Source organism: Curtobacterium sp. ME26, assembly GCF_903970945.1.
GTDB classification, from domain to species: domain Bacteria; phylum Actinomycetota; class Actinomycetes; order Actinomycetales; family Microbacteriaceae; genus Curtobacterium; species Curtobacterium citri.
Genome location: NZ_CAJCKG010000023.1, coordinates 1 through 16,785, shown reverse-complemented (window position 1 = coordinate 16,785; position 16,785 = coordinate 1). Strand labels below are relative to the sequence as shown.

Annotated in this window: 12 protein-coding genes and 1 tRNA gene; 9 read left to right on the top strand and 4 right to left on the bottom strand. The window is 72.7% G+C overall.

Going from position 1 to position 16,785, the window contains the following annotated elements; genetic code table 11:
* Positions 1-98 precede the first annotated feature (98 nt).
* The 3 genes from H7A69_RS10520 to H7A69_RS10510 form a co-directional block, all read right to left on the bottom strand.
* The gene (locus H7A69_RS10520) at positions 99-2,117 is read right to left on the bottom strand and encodes a vWA domain-containing protein (RefSeq protein ID WP_182046972.1); all 2,019 of its coding nucleotides are present in this window, start codon (positions 2,115-2,117) and stop codon (positions 99-101) included.
* Positions 2,110-3,495: an AAA family ATPase gene (locus H7A69_RS10515; protein WP_182046971.1), complete on the bottom strand. Its 1,386-nt coding sequence runs from the start codon at positions 3,493-3,495 to the stop codon at positions 2,110-2,112. The genes H7A69_RS10520 and H7A69_RS10515 overlap by 8 nt, the downstream gene beginning before the upstream one ends.
* Positions 3,496-3,584: 89 nt before the next feature.
* Positions 3,585-4,784, bottom strand: a complete 1,200-nt coding sequence (locus H7A69_RS10510; protein WP_182046970.1) for a cobalamin-independent methionine synthase II family protein — start codon at positions 4,782-4,784, stop codon at positions 3,585-3,587.
* A gap of 147 nt (positions 4,785-4,931) precedes the next feature.
* On the opposite strand from H7A69_RS10510, the gene H7A69_RS10505 reads away from it, so the two are divergent.
* The 4 genes from H7A69_RS10505 to H7A69_RS10490 all read left to right on the top strand — a co-directional run bounded on the left by H7A69_RS10505 (position 4,932) and on the right by H7A69_RS10490 (position 8,775).
* The gene (locus H7A69_RS10505) at positions 4,932-6,380 is read left to right on the top strand and encodes an MFS transporter (RefSeq protein WP_310648884.1); all 1,449 of its coding nucleotides are present in this window, start codon (positions 4,932-4,934) and stop codon (positions 6,378-6,380) included.
* 149 nt (positions 6,381-6,529) lie between these two features.
* The gene (locus H7A69_RS10500; protein WP_182046969.1) at positions 6,530-7,204 is read left to right on the top strand and encodes a GntR family transcriptional regulator; all 675 of its coding nucleotides are present in this window, start codon (positions 6,530-6,532) and stop codon (positions 7,202-7,204) included.
* A 335-nt stretch (positions 7,205-7,539) separates the two neighbouring features.
* A tRNA-Ser gene (locus H7A69_RS10495) sits at positions 7,540-7,629 on the top strand.
* A gap of 135 nt (positions 7,630-7,764) precedes the next feature.
* A complete protein-coding gene (locus H7A69_RS10490) occupies positions 7,765-8,775 on the top strand; it encodes a glycosyl hydrolase family 18 protein (RefSeq protein WP_182046968.1) in 1,011 nt (336 codons plus the stop codon).
* A gap of 23 nt (positions 8,776-8,798) precedes the next feature.
* On the opposite strand, the gene H7A69_RS10485 is transcribed toward H7A69_RS10490, so the two are convergent.
* Positions 8,799-9,800, bottom strand: coding sequence for a LacI family DNA-binding transcriptional regulator (locus H7A69_RS10485; protein WP_182046967.1), 1,002 nt, complete (start codon positions 9,798-9,800; stop codon positions 8,799-8,801).
* A 121-nt stretch (positions 9,801-9,921) separates the two neighbouring features.
* Here H7A69_RS10485 and H7A69_RS10480 point away from each other — a divergent pair, with 121 nt between their 5' ends.
* From H7A69_RS10480 to H7A69_RS10460, 5 genes are all read left to right on the top strand, one after another.
* Positions 9,922-11,151, top strand: a complete 1,230-nt coding sequence (locus H7A69_RS10480; RefSeq protein ID WP_182046966.1) for a Gfo/Idh/MocA family protein — start codon at positions 9,922-9,924, stop codon at positions 11,149-11,151.
* Positions 11,148-12,182 (top strand): sugar phosphate isomerase/epimerase family protein, encoded by a 1,035-nt coding sequence (locus tag H7A69_RS10475; RefSeq protein WP_182046965.1) that lies wholly within the window; start codon positions 11,148-11,150, stop codon positions 12,180-12,182. The genes H7A69_RS10480 and H7A69_RS10475 overlap by 4 nt, the downstream gene beginning before the upstream one ends.
* Before the next feature lie 189 nt (positions 12,183-12,371).
* On the top strand, positions 12,372-13,364 hold the full coding sequence (locus H7A69_RS10470; RefSeq protein ID WP_182046964.1) for an AAA family ATPase: 993 nt from the start codon (positions 12,372-12,374) through the stop codon (positions 13,362-13,364).
* A complete protein-coding gene (locus H7A69_RS10465) occupies positions 13,364-14,695 on the top strand; it encodes a DUF58 domain-containing protein (protein WP_182046963.1) in 1,332 nt (443 codons plus the stop codon). Before H7A69_RS10470 ends, H7A69_RS10465 begins: the two co-directional genes overlap by 1 nt.
* Positions 14,692-16,704 (top strand): transglutaminaseTgpA domain-containing protein, encoded by a 2,013-nt coding sequence (locus tag H7A69_RS10460; protein ID WP_182046962.1) that lies wholly within the window; start codon positions 14,692-14,694, stop codon positions 16,702-16,704. The genes H7A69_RS10465 and H7A69_RS10460 overlap by 4 nt, the downstream gene beginning before the upstream one ends.
* The last annotated feature ends 81 nt before the right edge of the window (positions 16,705-16,785 follow it).

Sequence of the window (16,785 nt, the reverse complement as noted above, 5' to 3'; positions counted from 1 at the left end):
CTGGCACCTGGGCCCACGCCGGCCGATTCCCGGCAGACGCGCCAGCGGCTGCCGGGCCGTGCCCGGTGGGGAGCCTCCCGTGCGTCAGTGGGTCGCGCTCAGCCCGCCCAGTCGTCACCGAACAACGACGCACCGCCACGCCGCGCACCGAGGTACGAACCGACGACGGCGACCCCGAGGTCGTCGTTCTCGGGCGCGACCACCGAGCCGTCGACCCGTCGGGCCATCGCGTCGATGAACCGCGCCAGCCCCGGGTCGTCCCCGAGCCGGAAGAACGTCGTCTGGGCACCGAGGCGACCGGCGTTCTCGAGCTCGCGCACCGTCACCGCGATCGTCACCGGGTCGGGCGGGTAGCCGAACCACACCTGGCCGTTCGGCTCGAGGTGCGACGTCGGCTCGCCGTCGGTGACGATGAGCAGCACGGGCTGCGCTGTCGGGTGCTTCCGGAAGTGCCGGTTCGCCAGGAGCAGGGCGTGGTGGAGGTTCGTGCCCTTGTCCCACATCGCGTCGAGTCCGACGAGTCGTTCGACGTCCATCACCTCGGCCTCGCGACCGAACGAGATGAGCTGCAGGTCGTCGCCGCGGAAGCGGGTGCTGACGAGGGTGTGCAGCGCGAGGGCGGTGCGCTTCATCGGGACCCAGCGGTCCTCCATCGCCATCGAGAACGAGGTGTCGACGAGGAGCGCCACGCACGCCTGCGTCCGCGCCTCGGTCTCCTGCACCTCGACGTCGTCGATCGTCAGCCGGACGCCGGACCCGGTCCGGCCGTCGGCGGCGGTGCGCACGAGGGCGTTGGTGATCGAACGGGGGAGGTCCCACGGCTCGGTGTCGCCGAACGCCCACGGACGGGTCGCGCCGGACGGCTCGCCCGACGCTCCGGCGCGGCGGAGGTCACGGGCACCCTGCCGACCGGACATCCGTTCGGCGACGTCCTTGAGCAGGCTCTTCCCGAGCTGCCGCATGGCCTTCGGTGTGAGCCGCAACTGCCCGTCGGCGCCGCGCTTGACCGCGCCCGAGTTCCGCAGGGCCTGCTCGAGGCGCCGCAGGGTCCGGGCGTCGACGGTGGCCTCGTCCCCGAGCTGACGCTGCAGGGCGTCGAGGTCGAGGTCGGCCAGGTCGGACCCGGGTCCGGACTGCGCGAGCTGCTCGGCGAGGGCGTCGAGGTCGGCGATGTCCTGGAACACACCGGTGCCGTCGCCGAGCCCGAGGCCCTGCTCGCCGTCCATCCGCTCCGAGCCGCCCCAGTCCTCGCCGGGCCGGAGGGCACGGAGGTTGTCGTCGAGCTGGCCGAGCTGCCCCATCAGGTCCGGGGAGCCGAAGGCCTGCTGCGCGAGGGCGTCGAGCTCGTCCCGCTGCTCCTGCGACATCGAGTTCCGCATCCGCTGCGCTGCGGCCGCCCGAGCGGCGAGGTCGTCGAGCAGTTCCTCGACGTTCTGCGGGTCGGACGGGAAGTGCTGCCCGTGCTGCGCCATGAACGCGTCGAACTGCTCCTGCGTGTCCGTGCCGCGGCGGTGGTCCTCGAGCAACTGGTTGAGGTCCCGCATCATGTCCGCGACGGCGGCGCGGTCGTCGTCCGTGGCGTTCTCGAGCGCCTGCTTCATGCCGGCGAAGCGCTGGTCGAGGACCTCGCGGCCGAGCAGGTCCTTGATCTCCTCGTACTTCTGTCGGGCGGTGGGACTCGTCCAGTCGTAGCCGCCGAGTTCCTGCACGGCACCCGCGGGCGACGGCGGCAGGCTGTCGAGCTGCAGCTGGGCCAGCGCGCGGTCACCGTCGTCCATGTCGACGTTCCGGGCGAGTTCCCCGCGCTCGGCGCGCAGGGCCTCGTCGAGCAGCTGCTGCACCTGCTGCAGGGTGCCGTCGAGGTTGTTCCGGCTCGTGAGTTCGCGTCGGCGTTCGGCCACACGGCGCATCAGGTCGTCGAGGCCCCGCTGCGTCTCCCCGCCACGGCGCAGGAACTCGCGGAGGGCGCGCTCGGGCGAGGTCCCGCCCATGACGTCCTCGCCGATGGCGTCGAGCGCCTCGGACAGGTCGACCGGGGGAGCGAGCGGGTCCGGCCCGCCCTCGTACCTGCCGTAGCGGGCGTCGCGGCTCAGGCGGCGGTTCTGCCGACTAGCCATAGACGGCCTCGCCGCCCCCCGACTCCTTGCTGATCCGGCGGGCCAGGAAGAGCCCCTCGAGCGCGAGCTCGATCGCTCCGGCCCGTTCGCCGTCGTCGTCCGCATCGAGGCGCTCGCACACCTGGTCGTAGACGTCGGACTCGCCGATCGACGGCAGGCCCTCGAGGAAGGCCCGCGCGCTGACCTGCTCGCCGGTGGTCACCATCGTGCCGCCGTCGAGCGCCTCGACGAGCACCCCGAAGTCGATGCCGCGGAACCGCGAGCGGACGGTCTCGGCGGTGGCGGTGCGGAGCAGGTGCTCGAGGACCTCGTCGGCACGGTCCTCTTCACCGTTCTCGAACTCGATCTTGCCGCCGAGCACGTCGACCGCGGTCTCGAGGTCGATCGGCCGCGCGACCGCGTGCTCCTCGCCCTGACGCGCCGCGCGGTGGACGGCGGCGGCCGAGATGGTCTCGGCCCCCGCGATCGCGAAGCGTGCGCTGACGCCGCTGCGCTGGTCGACGGCGCTCGACTGCCGGAGCGCACGGGTGAAGCGGGCGAGGATCTCGACCAGGGCGTCGGGGACGTCGGCGGAGAGGTGCGCCTCCTGCCGGATGACGGCGATCTCGTCGGCGAGCTCGATCGGGTAGTGGGTGCGGATCTCGGCGCCGAAGCGGTCCTTGAGCGGCGTGATGATGCGGCCGCGGTTCGTGTAGTCCTCCGGGTTCGCGCTCGCGACGACGAGCACGTCGAGCGGCAGGCGCAGCACGTAGCCGCGGATCTGCACGTCGCGTTCCTCCATCACGTTGAGCATCGCGACCTGGATGCGCTCGGCGAGGTCCGGGAGCTCGTTGATCGCGACGATCCCGCGGTGGCCGCGCGGGATGAGTCCGAAGTGGATGGTCTCCGGGTCGCCCAGGCTGCGCCCCTCGGCCACCTTCATGGGGTCGACGTCGCCGATCAGGTCGGCGACGCTCGTGTCGGGCGTCGCGAGCTTCTCGACGTACCGCTCGTCGCGGTGCCGCCACTCGACCGGCAGCGCGTCGCCGAGCTCCTCGGCACGGCGGATGCTCGCGGTGGTGATCGGCTCGAGCGGGTGCTCGCCGAGCTCGGAGTCGGCGATCACCGGGGTCCACTCGTCGAGCAGGCCCTGCAGGGTGCGGAGCAGGCGCGTCTTGCCCTGTCCGCGTTCACCGAGCAGCACGACGTCGTGCCCGGCGATGAGGGCACGTTCGAGCTGCGGGATGACGGTGGTCTCGAAGCCGTGCAGGCCGGGCCAGGGGTCGCGGCCCTCGCGGAGGGCCTGGAGGAGGTTGTCGCGGATCTCGGCGCGGACCGACTTCTGGACGTACCCAGCAGCGCGGAGCTCGCCGACCGTTCTGATGGTTGGTCGGGTCACGCGGTGCAGGCTACGCCCGCGCACCGACTAACGGACGGGAGGGGCGGGGGGGGCCCCCGCCACGCGCCTCCCGTCCGCCGCGACCTGCGTCAGCCGAACAGGCGACGGCTCGCGATCTCGGCGCCCTCGGTGAGCGCGCGCAGCTTCGCCCACGCGACGTCCGACGCCACGAACTCGTAGCTCGCGAAGGTCGCCAGGCCACAGTCGGTACCCGCGACGACGCGGGTCGGGTCGCCCACCGCCTCGGCGGCTTCGACGATGCGGTTCGCGACGAGCTGCGGGTGCTCGAGGTAGTTCGTCGTCACGTCGATCACCCCGGGCACGAGCACGGCGTCCTCGGGGAGCGGCAGGTCGCGGAAGGCGGGGAACTCGTGCGCATGCCGCGGGTTGCCGAACGGGACGCTGAAGGACCCGACCTCCGCGCGGTACAGGTGCGGCAGCAGCACGTCGACCGGCACGTCGTCCTGGTGCGGGCCCTGCCAGTTGCCGTAGCAGACGTGCAGGCGCGTCCGTTCCTTCGGGATGTTCCGCAACGCGTGGTTGAGCGCGTCGACGTGCAGGTCCACGGCGGCCAGGAACTCGTCGAGGGGTGCGTCGCCGAAGTGGATCACGCGCTCCATCGCGAGGTCGGGGGCGTCGAGCTGCAGGACGTGGCCGCGGGCGACGATCTCCTCGTACTCGACGCGGAGCTGCTCGGCGAGCGCGAAGACGTACTCACGGTGGTCGCGGTAGTGCGGGTTCTGCTCGTCGAGCAGCAGGGTCGTCGCGACGATGCCCGGGGTCGCGGCGGAGAGGAAGGTGCCCGCCGGGGTCCGGCCCGCGGCGGCGTTCCGGGCGAGCTCGCGCTCGAAGCCGTCGAGGTCCTCGCGGATGCCGGCGCGCTCCTGGTCGTACTCGAGCAGTCCCTGCGCGACCGGGGTGTCCCAGACGCGTGCGAACTCGGCGCCCTCGTCGATCTGACGCGCCTGGAACGCGGCGTACTCGGGGAACTTCACGGAGTCGAGCGTCGGCTTCCGGTGGCCCGTCCCGCCGAAGCCGGACAGGCGCTCACGGATGTAGGTCGAGAAGCCGACGCGGGGCACCTCGCCGTCGTTCACCACGTCGATGCCGGCGTCGAGCTGTGCGTCGACGGTCCGGGCGAGCACGGCGGCGGTCTCCTCGCGGAGTGCATCGGCGTCGTACGGCTTCCCCTGGTCGCGGGCGACCAGGAGCGCGGTGAGCTCGGGCGTCCGGGGGAGCGACCCGGTGTGGGTGGTCAGGATGCGGTCGGTCGAGTTCTGGAGCGGCACCCCGCCACGGTACCGACGGGAGGCGCGTGGTCGCGCAGTCGTGACGTCTCGCGTCCGCCGTTACAGCAGGTTCCTGAACCTGTGAGACCGTAAAGCTGCGCCGCCACTGGGAACCTGCCTGGAATCCCCGGAGTACGGTCCGCTCTCGTGAGCAGCACGACGAACGGGGCGATCAAGAGCCTGGTGCCCGCCAGGATGGACCGGATGCCGTGGACGAGGTTCCACTGGAGCGTGGTCGTGGGGTTGGGGGTGTCCTGGATCCTCGACGGCCTCGAGATCCAGATCGTCTCGAACGCCGGCTTCCAGGCGGACCTCGGGCTCTCGACCCAGCAGGTGACGTACCTCGGCACGATCTACCTGTTCGGTCAGGTCATCGGGGCGCTCGTGTTCGGGCGGCTGTCCGACCGCCTCGGTCGACGCAAGCTGTTCATCCTCACGCTCGCGATCTACCTGATCGGCTCGGGCATCGCCGGCTTCGCGCAGGACTTCTGGTTCCTGGCGGCCTTCCGCTTCGTCGCCGGGCTCGGCATCGGCGGTGAGTACGCGGCGATCAACTCCGCGATCGACGAGCTGATCCCCTCGAAGTACCGCGGTCACGTCGACATCGCCATCAACGGCACCTACTGGGGCGGTGCCGCGCTCGGCGCCTTCGCGAACATCTACCTGCTCGACACCTCGATCTTCGCGGAGAACATCGGGTGGCGGATCGGGTTCTTCCTCGGCCCGGTGCTCGGCATCGCGATCATCTTCCTCCGACGCCACATCCCGGAGAGTCCCCGGTGGCTCATGACGCACGGCCGCGAGGACGAGGCCGAGCGGACCGTCTCCCAGATCGAGGAGTCGGTCGAGAAGTCCACCGGGCACCGGCTGCCCGACGTCGACGACTCTAAGGCCATGACCGTCACGCCGCTCGACAAGGTCGGCTTCCTGACCATCGCGCGCGTGCTGCTCAAGCAGTACCCGACCCGGACGCTGGTCGGCGCCACGATGATGATCACGCAGGCGTTCCTCTACAACGCGATCTTCTTCACGTACGCGCTCGTCCTCACCAACTTCTTCGGGTTGAAGACCTCGGAGACGTCGATCTACTTCTTCCCCTTCGCGATCGGCAACCTGCTCGGGCCGATCATCCTCGGGCGGTTCTTCGACACGTGGGGTCGCCGGCAGATGATCTTCCTGACCTACCTCGTGTCGGGGCTGGTGCTGGCGACGTCGGCGTTCCTGTTCCGGGCCGACGCGATCAGCGCCACCGTCGAGGTCGTGTTCTGGTGCGTCTCGTTCTTCTTCGCCTCAGCGGGGGCGTCGAGTGCCTACCTCACCGTCAGCGAGATCTTCCCGCTCGAGCTCCGGTCGCAGGCCATCTCGTACTTCTTCGCGCTCGCGCAGATCTTCGGTGCCGTCGCCCCGACCATCTACGGCGCGTTCATCGGGGACGGTTCGTCGCGGGAGCCGCTGTTCTGGGGGTACCTGCTCGGATCCGGGGTGATGATCGTCGGCGGCGTCATCGCGCTGATCTTCGGCGTGGACGCGGCTCGCAAGGGGCTCGAGGACATCACGCAACCGCTGTCCGTGCTCACCGAGGCCAGCAAGAAGTAACACTTCGTACACGAAATGTTCTGGGCCGACACCCTCCGCTTGGGAGGGTGTCGGCATGGCACTCCTCCACACTCCGACACCGACCGGAGCGGTCCACCGGTCGCCCGTCCACGGACCGCTCGGTGGCACCGATGCGTGAGCCTGGCTGGATGGATCGCGCATCGTCCCCGGTCACGGGCCGGGTCCCCGACCCGCAGGGCATCCGACGCAGCCTGCTGCGCGATGCCGTCTTCCTCAAGCTGCTCGAGAACGTCCTGCGCGGTGTCTACCGCCGGGGGCAGCGGTTGCGCCTCGACGACATCGCCGAGGACATGCAGGTGTCGCGGACGCCGGTGCGCGAAGCGCTCGTGCCGCTCGAGGCCCTCCGGCTCGTGAGCGTGCAGCGGTACGTCGGTGTCGTGGTGGCGCCGTGGTCGGTCGGGCAGATGGTGGAGCGGCTGCGGGTGGCGCGGGCCATGATCGCGGACCCCGCCGTCGGTGGTCCGGGTGTCGAGGAGCCCTTCGACGCACAGCGGCTGCGGTCGTGCCTGACCGAGGCGGGCGCACTCGTCGAGCTCGGTGCCTGGTACCTGCGGCGCCGAGGGGCGGTGGTGAGCTCGGACTGGCTCGTCGCGCAGCGTCCGGTGCTCGACGCGTTCTTCACGGACGACGTCGCGGTGGCCAACGGCATCGATGCGGTCGTGGGGCGCCGGGCGCGGGTGCAGCAGGTCGAGCGTGCCGCGGCCGCTGCCGAGCTCGGGCAGCTCGACTCCTGTGCCGCGGAACTCGTGGGGCTCGCCGACGACCTCATCGCGCTACCCGACCGGTTCCGTTCGGCCGCCTGAGTACGCGGTGCCTTGAACACCCAGAGCGGGGGCGCGAACCGGGTCCGCGCCCCCTGGTCGTCCCCGCACGAGCGCATCGCGATCGGGCGCGCCGGGCTCGGCAGGAGGGGGACGACGTCTGGTGCTGTGTCGCGACTGCGGGGGAGGACCCCCGGAATGTGATCGCCGCGTCCCGACGATGCTAGGCGTCGGGGTACGGCTCGACAACCCCTGGATGTCCCCACTTCAGGGGACCGAGCTGCGCGAGGGAGCCCGAGTCCGAACTCGGCGTCGGGCTGAGGTCGAGCGGAGGCCGGTCCTCCTGTATGGTGGGACCTGCGTTCGAGAGAGCGCATGGAGACGTCGCATAGTTCGGCCGAGTGCACCACCCTGCTAAGGTGGAGTCCCCTTTGAGGGGACCGAGGGTTCAAATCCCTCCGTCTCCGCACTGAATGAGACCCCCGCCCCGTGCGGGGGTCTCGTCGTTGTGCCGGGCCCGTCTCCGCCGGCTCGTCTCCGCCGGCTCGTCGTCCCGTGTTCGTGGTCCCGGTCCCGTCGCACCGGTCGGCTACCGTTGCCGGGTGCTCCGCCGATCCGTCCTCACCGCCGCCGTCGTCGTGCTGGCGAGTGTGTCGCTCACCGGGTGTGCCGCCGCGACCGGGTCGTCCCGTCCCGTGGTCGAGGCGTACGCCGAGCCCGGGGACGGACTCGCCGCCCGGGTGACCGCCGCGACCGAGCACGCCGCGACGATCGGCATCGACGGTGTCACCCTGACGGACGACGGTGCCGCACTGCACCCGCTGCCCGGGGGCACCGACGAGCTGACCCGTGCTGCGGCCGCTGGCGGTGCCGGCACCGAACTGCTCGTCAGCAACTACTCCGAGTCGCTCGGCGACTTCTCCCCGGAGACCGGGACGGCGCTGCTCGGCGACCCGGACGCCCGCGAGCACGTCGCCCGCGAGCTCGCCGCCGTCGCCGCGGCGCACCACTTCGACGGCGTGCAGGTCGACCTCGAGTCCCTGCGCGCGCAGGACCGCGCCGGACTCGTCGCCTTCACCGCCGCAGTCGAGGCAGCCGTGCACGACGGGCTCGGGGACGACGCCGAGGTCTCGATGGCCGTGATGGCCTCCACGTCGGCGTCCGGCTTCCGGGACACCGGCTACGACCTCGGCGCCCTCGCGGAGCACGTCGACCGGTTCGTCCTCATGACGTACGACGAGCACGGGCCGTGGAGTGAGCCGGGCACGGTCGGCGCGTTGCCCTGGGCCGAGCGGGTCGTCCGTGCAGCCGAGCACGAGGGACTCCCGGCCGACCGCATCGACCTGGGGATCGCCGGCTACGGGTACGTGTGGGGCGCCGACGAGGGCTCCGACGACGCGGGCCAGGTGTCGCCCGCCCGAGCACGCGACCTCGCCGGCGACGCTGCGCGGTGGTCGGAGCGGACGGGGGAGTGGTCCGCGACGCTCGCCGACGGCCGCGAGCTGCACTGGTCGGATGCCCGGTCGTACCGGGAGCGGGTGGCGCTGGCGCGGGACCTCGGGCTGCACGGGGTCGCCTACTGGTCCCTCGGCACGCAGGCGCTGCCCGCCTGACGGCAGCACGGTGCCGGGTCGACTCAGGCCCGCGGCGGCGCCGTCGTCGAGCGCACCACGAGCGACGGCTGCACGAGGGTCCGCGTCGGTGCGGGCCCGGCCGTCGGACCGCCGATCAGCGACACCAGTCGCTCGACCGCGAGCCGCCCGACCTCGTCGTTGTGCGGGTCGACGGTCGTGAGCCGGACCAGGGGTGACGACGCCAGCGGGGTCTCGTCGTTCCCGATCACCGACACGTCCTCGGGGACCCGGAGGCCGGCGTCCCGCACCGCGGCGATCGCGCCCATCGCCATGACGTCGTTCGCGGCGAAGACCGCGGTCGTCCCGGAGTGCGCCGCGAGCGCGCGCCGCGTCCCCTCGTACCCGGTGGACTCGGCGGTCGGACCGTCGCCGACCACGAGCGGGACGGCCCCCGCGGCGACCATCCGCTCGACGGCGGCCGCGCGCCGGGCGGCAGCCGGGCCTCCCGACCCGGTCACGTGGACGATGCGCCGGTGCCCGAGCGACAGCAGGTGCTCGGTCGCCAGTCGGCCGCCCGCGGCCTCGTCGGAGGCGACCACGTCGAGACCCGGCGGGACCGTCGCCCGCTCGCCCGCGACGACCACCGGGGTGTCCGGCGGGACGACGGTGTCGGCGGATCCCTCGGCGGCCAGGACGACACCGTCGACGCGGAGTGCGAGCAGGTCGTCGAGCGGCGAGGTGCCGAGGTGCGCGTTCGCCTGCGTGTCCGCCACGGTGAGCCGGAGCCCGTGCGGGGCGAGTGCGGTCCGGACGCCGTCGAGCATTGGGACGAACCACGGGTTCCGGAAGTCGTCGACCACGACGCCGATCGTGCGGGTCCGCGTGCCCGCCAGGATCGCGGCGGCGCGGTTCGGCCGGTAGCCGAGCTCCTCGACGGCGGCGAGCACGGCGGTGCGGCGTGCGGCGGAGACACCGGGGTCGTCGCGCAGCACCATCGACACGAGCGACTTCGAGACCCCGGCGCGGGCGGCGACGTCGATGATCGTCGGCGGGCGGTGGGACACGGGCGACTCCGATCGGACGTCGGGAGCCAGGTGCTTGACAGGACATGGCGGGAGACATGTACAGTCTACTGCGTTCTGGAACGTTCCAGAACTGCACCTCACGTCTCGAAGGAGAGCACGCATGGTCGACAGCATCGGCGTCGCCGTCATCGGCGCCGGCATGGCGGGGAAGGCGCACGCGGCAGCGTGGCGCAACGCACCGTCCCTCTTCGCACCCACCCTGCCGCCCGTGCGGCTCGTGTCGGTGTGCGACGCGTACGAGCCCGTCGCCGAGGAGTCCGCGCGACGCTTCGGCTACGAGCGGCACGACACCGACTGGCGGGCGGTCGCCGCTGCGGACGACGTCGACGTCGTCAGTGTCGTCGTCGCCAACCACCTGCACCGCGAGGTCGTCGAGGGGCTGCTCGACGCGGGCAAGCACGTGCTGTGCGAGAAGCCCCTGTCCGACTCGCTCGAGGACGCCCGCGCGATGGCCGAGGCCGCCCGACGTGCCGCCGGTCGCGGGCTCGTCGCCCGCACCGGGTTCACCTACCGCCGTGCACCGGGGCTCGCCGCGATCGCCGAGCTCGTCGGTGACGGCACCCTCGGCCGGGTGCTGCACGTCTCCGGCCGGTACTGGACCGACTACGGCGCCTCACCGGACGTCCCGACCTCCTGGCGCTTCACCGGTGCCCCCGGGACGGGCGCGCTCGCGGACGTCGGCTCGCACCTGACGTACGTCGCGGAGTTCCTCGCCGGTCCGGTGGTCAGCGTGAGCGGCGGGACCTTCACCACCGCCGTCACCGAGCGGCCGGTCGCCGCGGGGTTCGCCCTGCGCGGGCAGGACGTCCCGCTGACCGGCGAACGGGTCGCGGTGGAGAACGACGACTACGCCACGTTCTCGGCGCGCTTCGGTGACGGTTCCGTCGTCGGGTCGCTCGAGGTCTCGCGGGTCGCGACCAGCCACCCGAACGGTCTCGTGGTCGAGGTGTTCTGCGAGCACGGCGCCGCGCGCTGGGACCAGGAGCGCCCGTCGGAGATCGGCCTCGCGCTGCAGGCCGACGGATCGCGGACGGGCGGGTACCGCCAGGTCGTGCTCGGCCCGGACCACCCCTACGTCGCCGGTGGCATGGCGATGGACGCCCCGGGCGTCGGCTGGGGCCAGAACCAGATGTTCGAGTACCAGGCGCGCGCGTTCCTCGACGAGGTCGCCGGTGTCGCGGACCCGCTGCCCCGCAACGCGACCTTCGACGACGGCGTCCACAACATGGAGGTCCTCGACGCGGTGGCACGCTCCGCCGCCGACGGCGGCACGGCCGTCACCGTCCCCACCAGCACCGTCCCCACGAGCACCCAGGAGCAGGACGCATGAAGCTCGGACTGTACGACGCGATCCTCCACGACCGTCCGCTCGCCGACGCCCTCGCCGTGGTCGCGGCGAACGGCCTCACCGGCATCGAGCTGAACACCGGCGGGTTCCTGCCGCCCGTGCACGTGCCCGACGTCGACGCGATCCTCGAGGACGACGAGGCCCGCGACGCGTTCCTCGCGCAGTTCGCGGGGACCGGCGTCTCGATCGCCGGGCTCAACTGCAACGGCAACCCGCTGCACCCGGACCCCGCGATCGGGCCGGCGCACGCCGAGGACGTCCGGCGCAGCATCCGACTCGCCGCACGTCTCGGCCAGACCCGCGTCGTCACCATGTCGGGCCTGCCCGCCGGTGAGCCGGGTGGCACGCGGCCGAACTGGATCGTGAACGCGTGGAACTCCGCGGCCCTCGACGTCCTCGAGCACCAGTGGGACGTGGCCGTGCCGTTCTGGCAGGAGATCGACGCGCTCGCCCGGGAGCACGGGGTGCGGGTCGCGCTCGAGCTGCACCCGCAGAACCTCGTCTTCAACGTCGCGACGATCCGCGAGCTCGTCGACCGCGGTGGGCTGACCAACATCGGCGTGGAACTCGACGCGTCGCACCTCTTCTGGCAGCAGATGGACCCGGTCGCGGTGGTCCGAGAGCTCGGGCCGCTGGTCGTCCACGCCGCGGCGAAGGACGTGCGGGTGAACCCGTCGGTGGCGCTCAACGGCGTGCTCGACAACTCCTTCCGCCGGCTCTCGCCGGACGAGCCGCGCACGAACCTCGGCGGCGACGAGTGGGCGAACGCCTGGCCGTCACCGTCGGCGTGGGACTTCGTCGCGCTCGGCAAGGGGCACCCGACCGAGTACTGGACGGCGTTCCTGCAGGCACTCCACGAGGTCGACCCGGAGATGCTCGTCAACATCGAGCACGAGGACACCGAGCTCGGGCGCGAGGAGGGCGTCGCGGTCGCCGCGGCGGTGCTGCTCGCCGCCGAGGCGGCGCGCGTCGCGGCGGACGGTGCGACGCCGGTCGGCGACCCAGCGTCCTGACGTGACGGTCCCCGGACGGGAGGCGCGGCGCGGGCCCGCACCGCGCCTCCCGTCCGTCGTCGGGGCGCGATCCGGGCGCGTGGCGAGGCCCGCAGTGTGCCTTCCGGATGACGGGTGACGCATCCCCCGGTCCCTGTCACCGCGCCGTTGTAGCATGCACGACACCTGTCCCGAGACGAGGAGGCCTGCGTGCAGGACCCCACCGACCAGCCCTTCCCGATCGAGCACGTCCGAGCGGTCGGCGACGACGTCGTGGCGGCCGTGTCCACCGTGGTGGACGGCAAGGTCGACGCGATCCGCACCGCCTTCACGGTCATGCTCGCCGAGGGCCACCTGCTCGTCGAGGACGTTCCCGGCGTCGGCAAGACCGTGCTCGCGAAGGCGCTCGGTGCCTCGGTCGGCGGCTCGGTCAACCGCATCCAGTTCACGTCCGACATGCTGCCGTCCGACGTGACCGGCGTGAACATCTACGACCAGTCCTCCGGGACCTTCCGGTTCTCGCCCGGACCGGTGTTCGCCAACGTCGTCATCGGCGACGAGATCAACCGCACCAGCCCGAAGACCCAGTCGGCCCTGCTCGAGGCGATGGCCGAGTCGCAGGTCACCGTCGACGGCGTGACCCGGCCGCTCGAGGCGCCGTTCATGATCGTGGCGACGCAGAACCCGATCGACATGGAGGGCACCTACCCGCTGCCCGAGGCGCAGCGCGACCGCTTCATGGCGCGCATCACCATGGGCTACCCGAGCGCCGACGCCGAGCGCCAGATGCTCGCCGACCGTGGTGTCCGCGACCCGCTGTCGGCGCTGCGGCCGATCGTCGACGTGCAGACCCTGCGCGCGATCGTGCAGAGCGTCCGGGGCGTCCACGTCGCACCCGACGTCGAGGCGTACATCGTCGCGATCGTCCGCGCCACCCGCTCCCACCCCGACCTCACGCTCGGCGCGAGCCCGCGTGCGACGCTCCACCTCGCGCAGGCCGCCCGCGCGCACGCCGCACTGCTCGGCCGCCCGTTCGTCACCCCCGACGACGTCGCCCGCCTCGCACCGGTGATCCTCGCCCACCGCCTCGTCCCGGTCGCCCGCGGCCTCGGCGGCGGGACGGAGGACACCGCGCGCGACGTGGTGGTCCGGATCGTCTCCGACACCGCCGTGCCGTTCGCCGCGGCTGCCGTCCGGTCCTGATGTCCGACGGCGGAGGGCCCTCGACGCTCGCGCTGCGGACCGGCGCGGTGCGGTCGTGGGCGGTCCGGTACGGCCGACGCGCCGCCGGGCTGCTGCGGCGGACCCCCTTCCCGCGACCGACCGCCCGCGGCTGGACCGTGCTCGGCTCGGGGATCGCGCTGGTCGGCGGCGGGCTCGTCGCCACGACCAGCATCGCCGTCTCCGCCGGGCTGCTCCTGCTCGTCCTCCTGCTGCTCGGCGTCGTCATGGCGCTCGTGGTGGCCGCCCCGCTCCGCGCCACCCGAGCCACCGCACGCGCCGTCGTGCAGGTCGGCGAGGTGTACCGCGAGCGGATCACGCTGCGCGGCACCTCGTTGCCGATCGGCCCGCGGACGACGCTGCTCGTCCGCGAACAGCTCGAGGACGCCTTCGCGAGCGTGTCCGACGCCGAGACGTACGCGCTCGTCGGACCCCACGAGCCCCCGGCGGTCCTCGACGTCGAGGCGCTCGCCATGCACCGCGGCCGGACCCTCGTCGGCCCGGTGACGATCCGCGTCGAGGACCCATTCGGCCTGCTGCGCATCGACCGTCCCGTCGTCCCCGCGGAGGAGGTCGTCGTCGTCCCGGCGTCCACGACCCTCACCGCCATCGACACGGGGGCGCTCGCCGGCGCCGTGTCCGCGGACGAGGGCCGCGTCGGGCAGGGCGGCTCCGCCGACGACAGCGAGCTCCGTCCCTACCGGCAGGGCGACCCGATCCGTCGCGTGCACTGGGCCCAGAGCGCCCGACGGGGCGAACTCCACGTCCGGCAGACCACGCAGGCACAACCCCCGGAGGCCGTCATCGCGATCGACGTCCGGCGGGAGTCGTACCAGGCGCTCGGGCGCGACGACCTCGCCGAGCTGTCCGACCTCGGCGGCGACGCCGCGTTCGAGCACGCCGTCGTCGTGGCGGCGAGCGTGGCACGGGCGCTGAGCGCGCGGACCTCGCGCGTGGTGCTCGTCAGCGACGACGCGACGGGTGCCTCCCGGCACACCGGTGACGCCGGCAGCCTGACCGACGTGCTCGTCGGACTCGCCGACGTCCGCGTGCGCTCCGACGCCCGACCCGTGACCGAGGTCCTGCCCGAGGTGCGGGGACGCGACGTGCACGGCATGACCGCCGTCGTCACCGGCCGCTGCACCGCCGAGCAGGCCGCCGAGCTCGTCACCGCGACGAGCGGGTCGAGCCGCGGCATCCTCGCGACCATCGTGCCGCCGGACCCGGTGGTGCGCGGCATCCTCGACCGGGCCGGGTGGCGCACGCTCGTCGTGCCCGTCGCCGGGGCGCAGAACCCGGGGAGCACGCGGTGAGCGCCTCGACGACCGAGCGGGTCCGTGCCGGCTCCCGGCCGCCGGCGGACGACCGCCCCACCGAGCGGTCGGACGTCCCGAGCCCGTGGGTCGTGGCCCTCGCGCCGCTGCCCGTGCTCATCGCCGCCCTGTCCATGCGGCCGCTCGTGCAGGGCACCCTCTGGTGGGTCTCCGGCGTGGTCTTCACCGCCGTGCTCGTCGGGGTCGTGCTCGCGGTCCGCCGCCGGGCGCCCGGCGTCCGCTTCATCGCCCTCGTCACCACCCTCGTGCTCGGGTCCTGCGTCGCGGCGGTCGTGAACGACGTGCACCCGCTCGGCTGGCTCGACCGCGGGGGCGCGCTCGGCGAGGCACTCGCGGCGATCCGGCTCAACCCGGCACCGCTGCTCCAGACCGACGCCGTCCGACTCGTCGTCACCGTCGCGATCGGCTGGGTGGCCGGGGTGTCGCTCTTCCTCGCCGCCGTGGCGCCGACCGTGGCACTGGCCGCGGTGCCCGCCCTGGTGGTGCTCATCGTGCCCGGTGTCGTCACCGGTCAGCCGGCCCCGGTCGTCCTCGTGGTCCTGGTCGGAGCCGCGTTCCTCGGACTCCTCTGGCTGTCGGTGCGACCGGTCCAACGGGCGTTCCCCGCGACGGTGGTCGGCGCGGTCGGGCTCGTCGTCGCCGTCGGGCTGCCCGCCCTCGTGCCGCTCAACGCGAGCTGGCTGTCGGGCGTCACCGGATCCCTGCAGTCACCGATCCAGCCCGGACGTCCGGGCACCCTGCTCGAGCTCGGGCGGGACCTGCGGCAGCCGAACGAGCTCGAGGTGCTGCGGTACCGCACGGCCGACGGGCAGCCGGAGTACCTCAAGCTCGCCGACCTCGACGAGTTCGGCACCGGCGACTGGGTCCCGACCGTGACGGACGCGAGCACGTCGGACACAGCCGACCAGCAGCAGTGGGCCGTCGGGGTGAACCCGCGCCTCGCGAGCCGGGGCGACCTGACCGTCCGGGTCACCGGCCTGTCGAGCAACTACCTGCCGGTGCCCGCGGGTGCCGTGTCCGTCGAGTCGCAGTCCACGAACCTGGACCTGACCCGGTGGCGGTGGATGGGGGACTCGAACACGATCCGGTCGACCGGCCCCACGACCCAGCGGGGGTCGACCTACCAGGTGTTCGGGGCGTCGACCTCCTCCGGTGAGTACCTGGACGCGATCGCCGCGTCCGGCATCCTCGGACGCGCGGGCAGCCGCGGGTTCACGCAGCCGAGTGCGGCGCAGCTCCGGACCGACCTGTCCCTGCCGCAGGACCTGCCGCGGGACATCAGGACGACCGCCGAGCGGGTGGCGGGGAGCGCGCAGGGCGACTACGGCAAGGCGCGGGCACTCGAGCAGTGGTTCCGTAGCGACCTCTTCACCTACTCGGAGACCGCCCCGGTGGAGCAGGGCTACGACGGCGACAGCATGGACGTCATCGACACGTTCCTGCGCGTCCGCGAGGGCTACTGCGTGCACTTCGCCTCGTCGATGGCGGTCATGGCGCGCTCGCTCGGCATCCCCTCGCGCATCGCCGTCGGCTACCGGGCGAGCAGCGAGCAGACCGAGGACGGCGAGTACACGGTGTCGAACCGGCAGCTGCACTCGTGGCCGGAGCTGTACATCCGCGGCGCGGGGTGGGTGTCCTTCGAGCCGACGCCGGACTCCGACGCAGCCGCGCAGGCCGGTACCGAGTCCTCGGCGACCCCGGCACCCGCGCCCTCGGAGACCCCGCTCCCCGCTCCCGGTGAGACCGAGACCGACCAGGCGACGGCCACCCCGACGCCCTCGGCGTCCGCCGCCCCCGGTGCCGCGGCCGCGTCCGACCGTCCGGGCTCCGGGCCCGCGGGCGTCCTCGTCGGGCTCGTGCTCCTGCTCGCGGTGCTCGTCGCTCCGGGGCTGGTCCGCGCCCTGCGTCGTCGGCAGCGGCTGGCGGCGATCCGGGCGGGCCGGTCGCCGGCCGTGCAGGCCTGGCGGGTCGGGAGAGCACACGACTGAACTCCCGTCACTCCGGGGCACCTCGCATTCGGTGTTCTCCTTGGTAACAAAAAGATCTAAAAAAATAGACCAGCTATGATG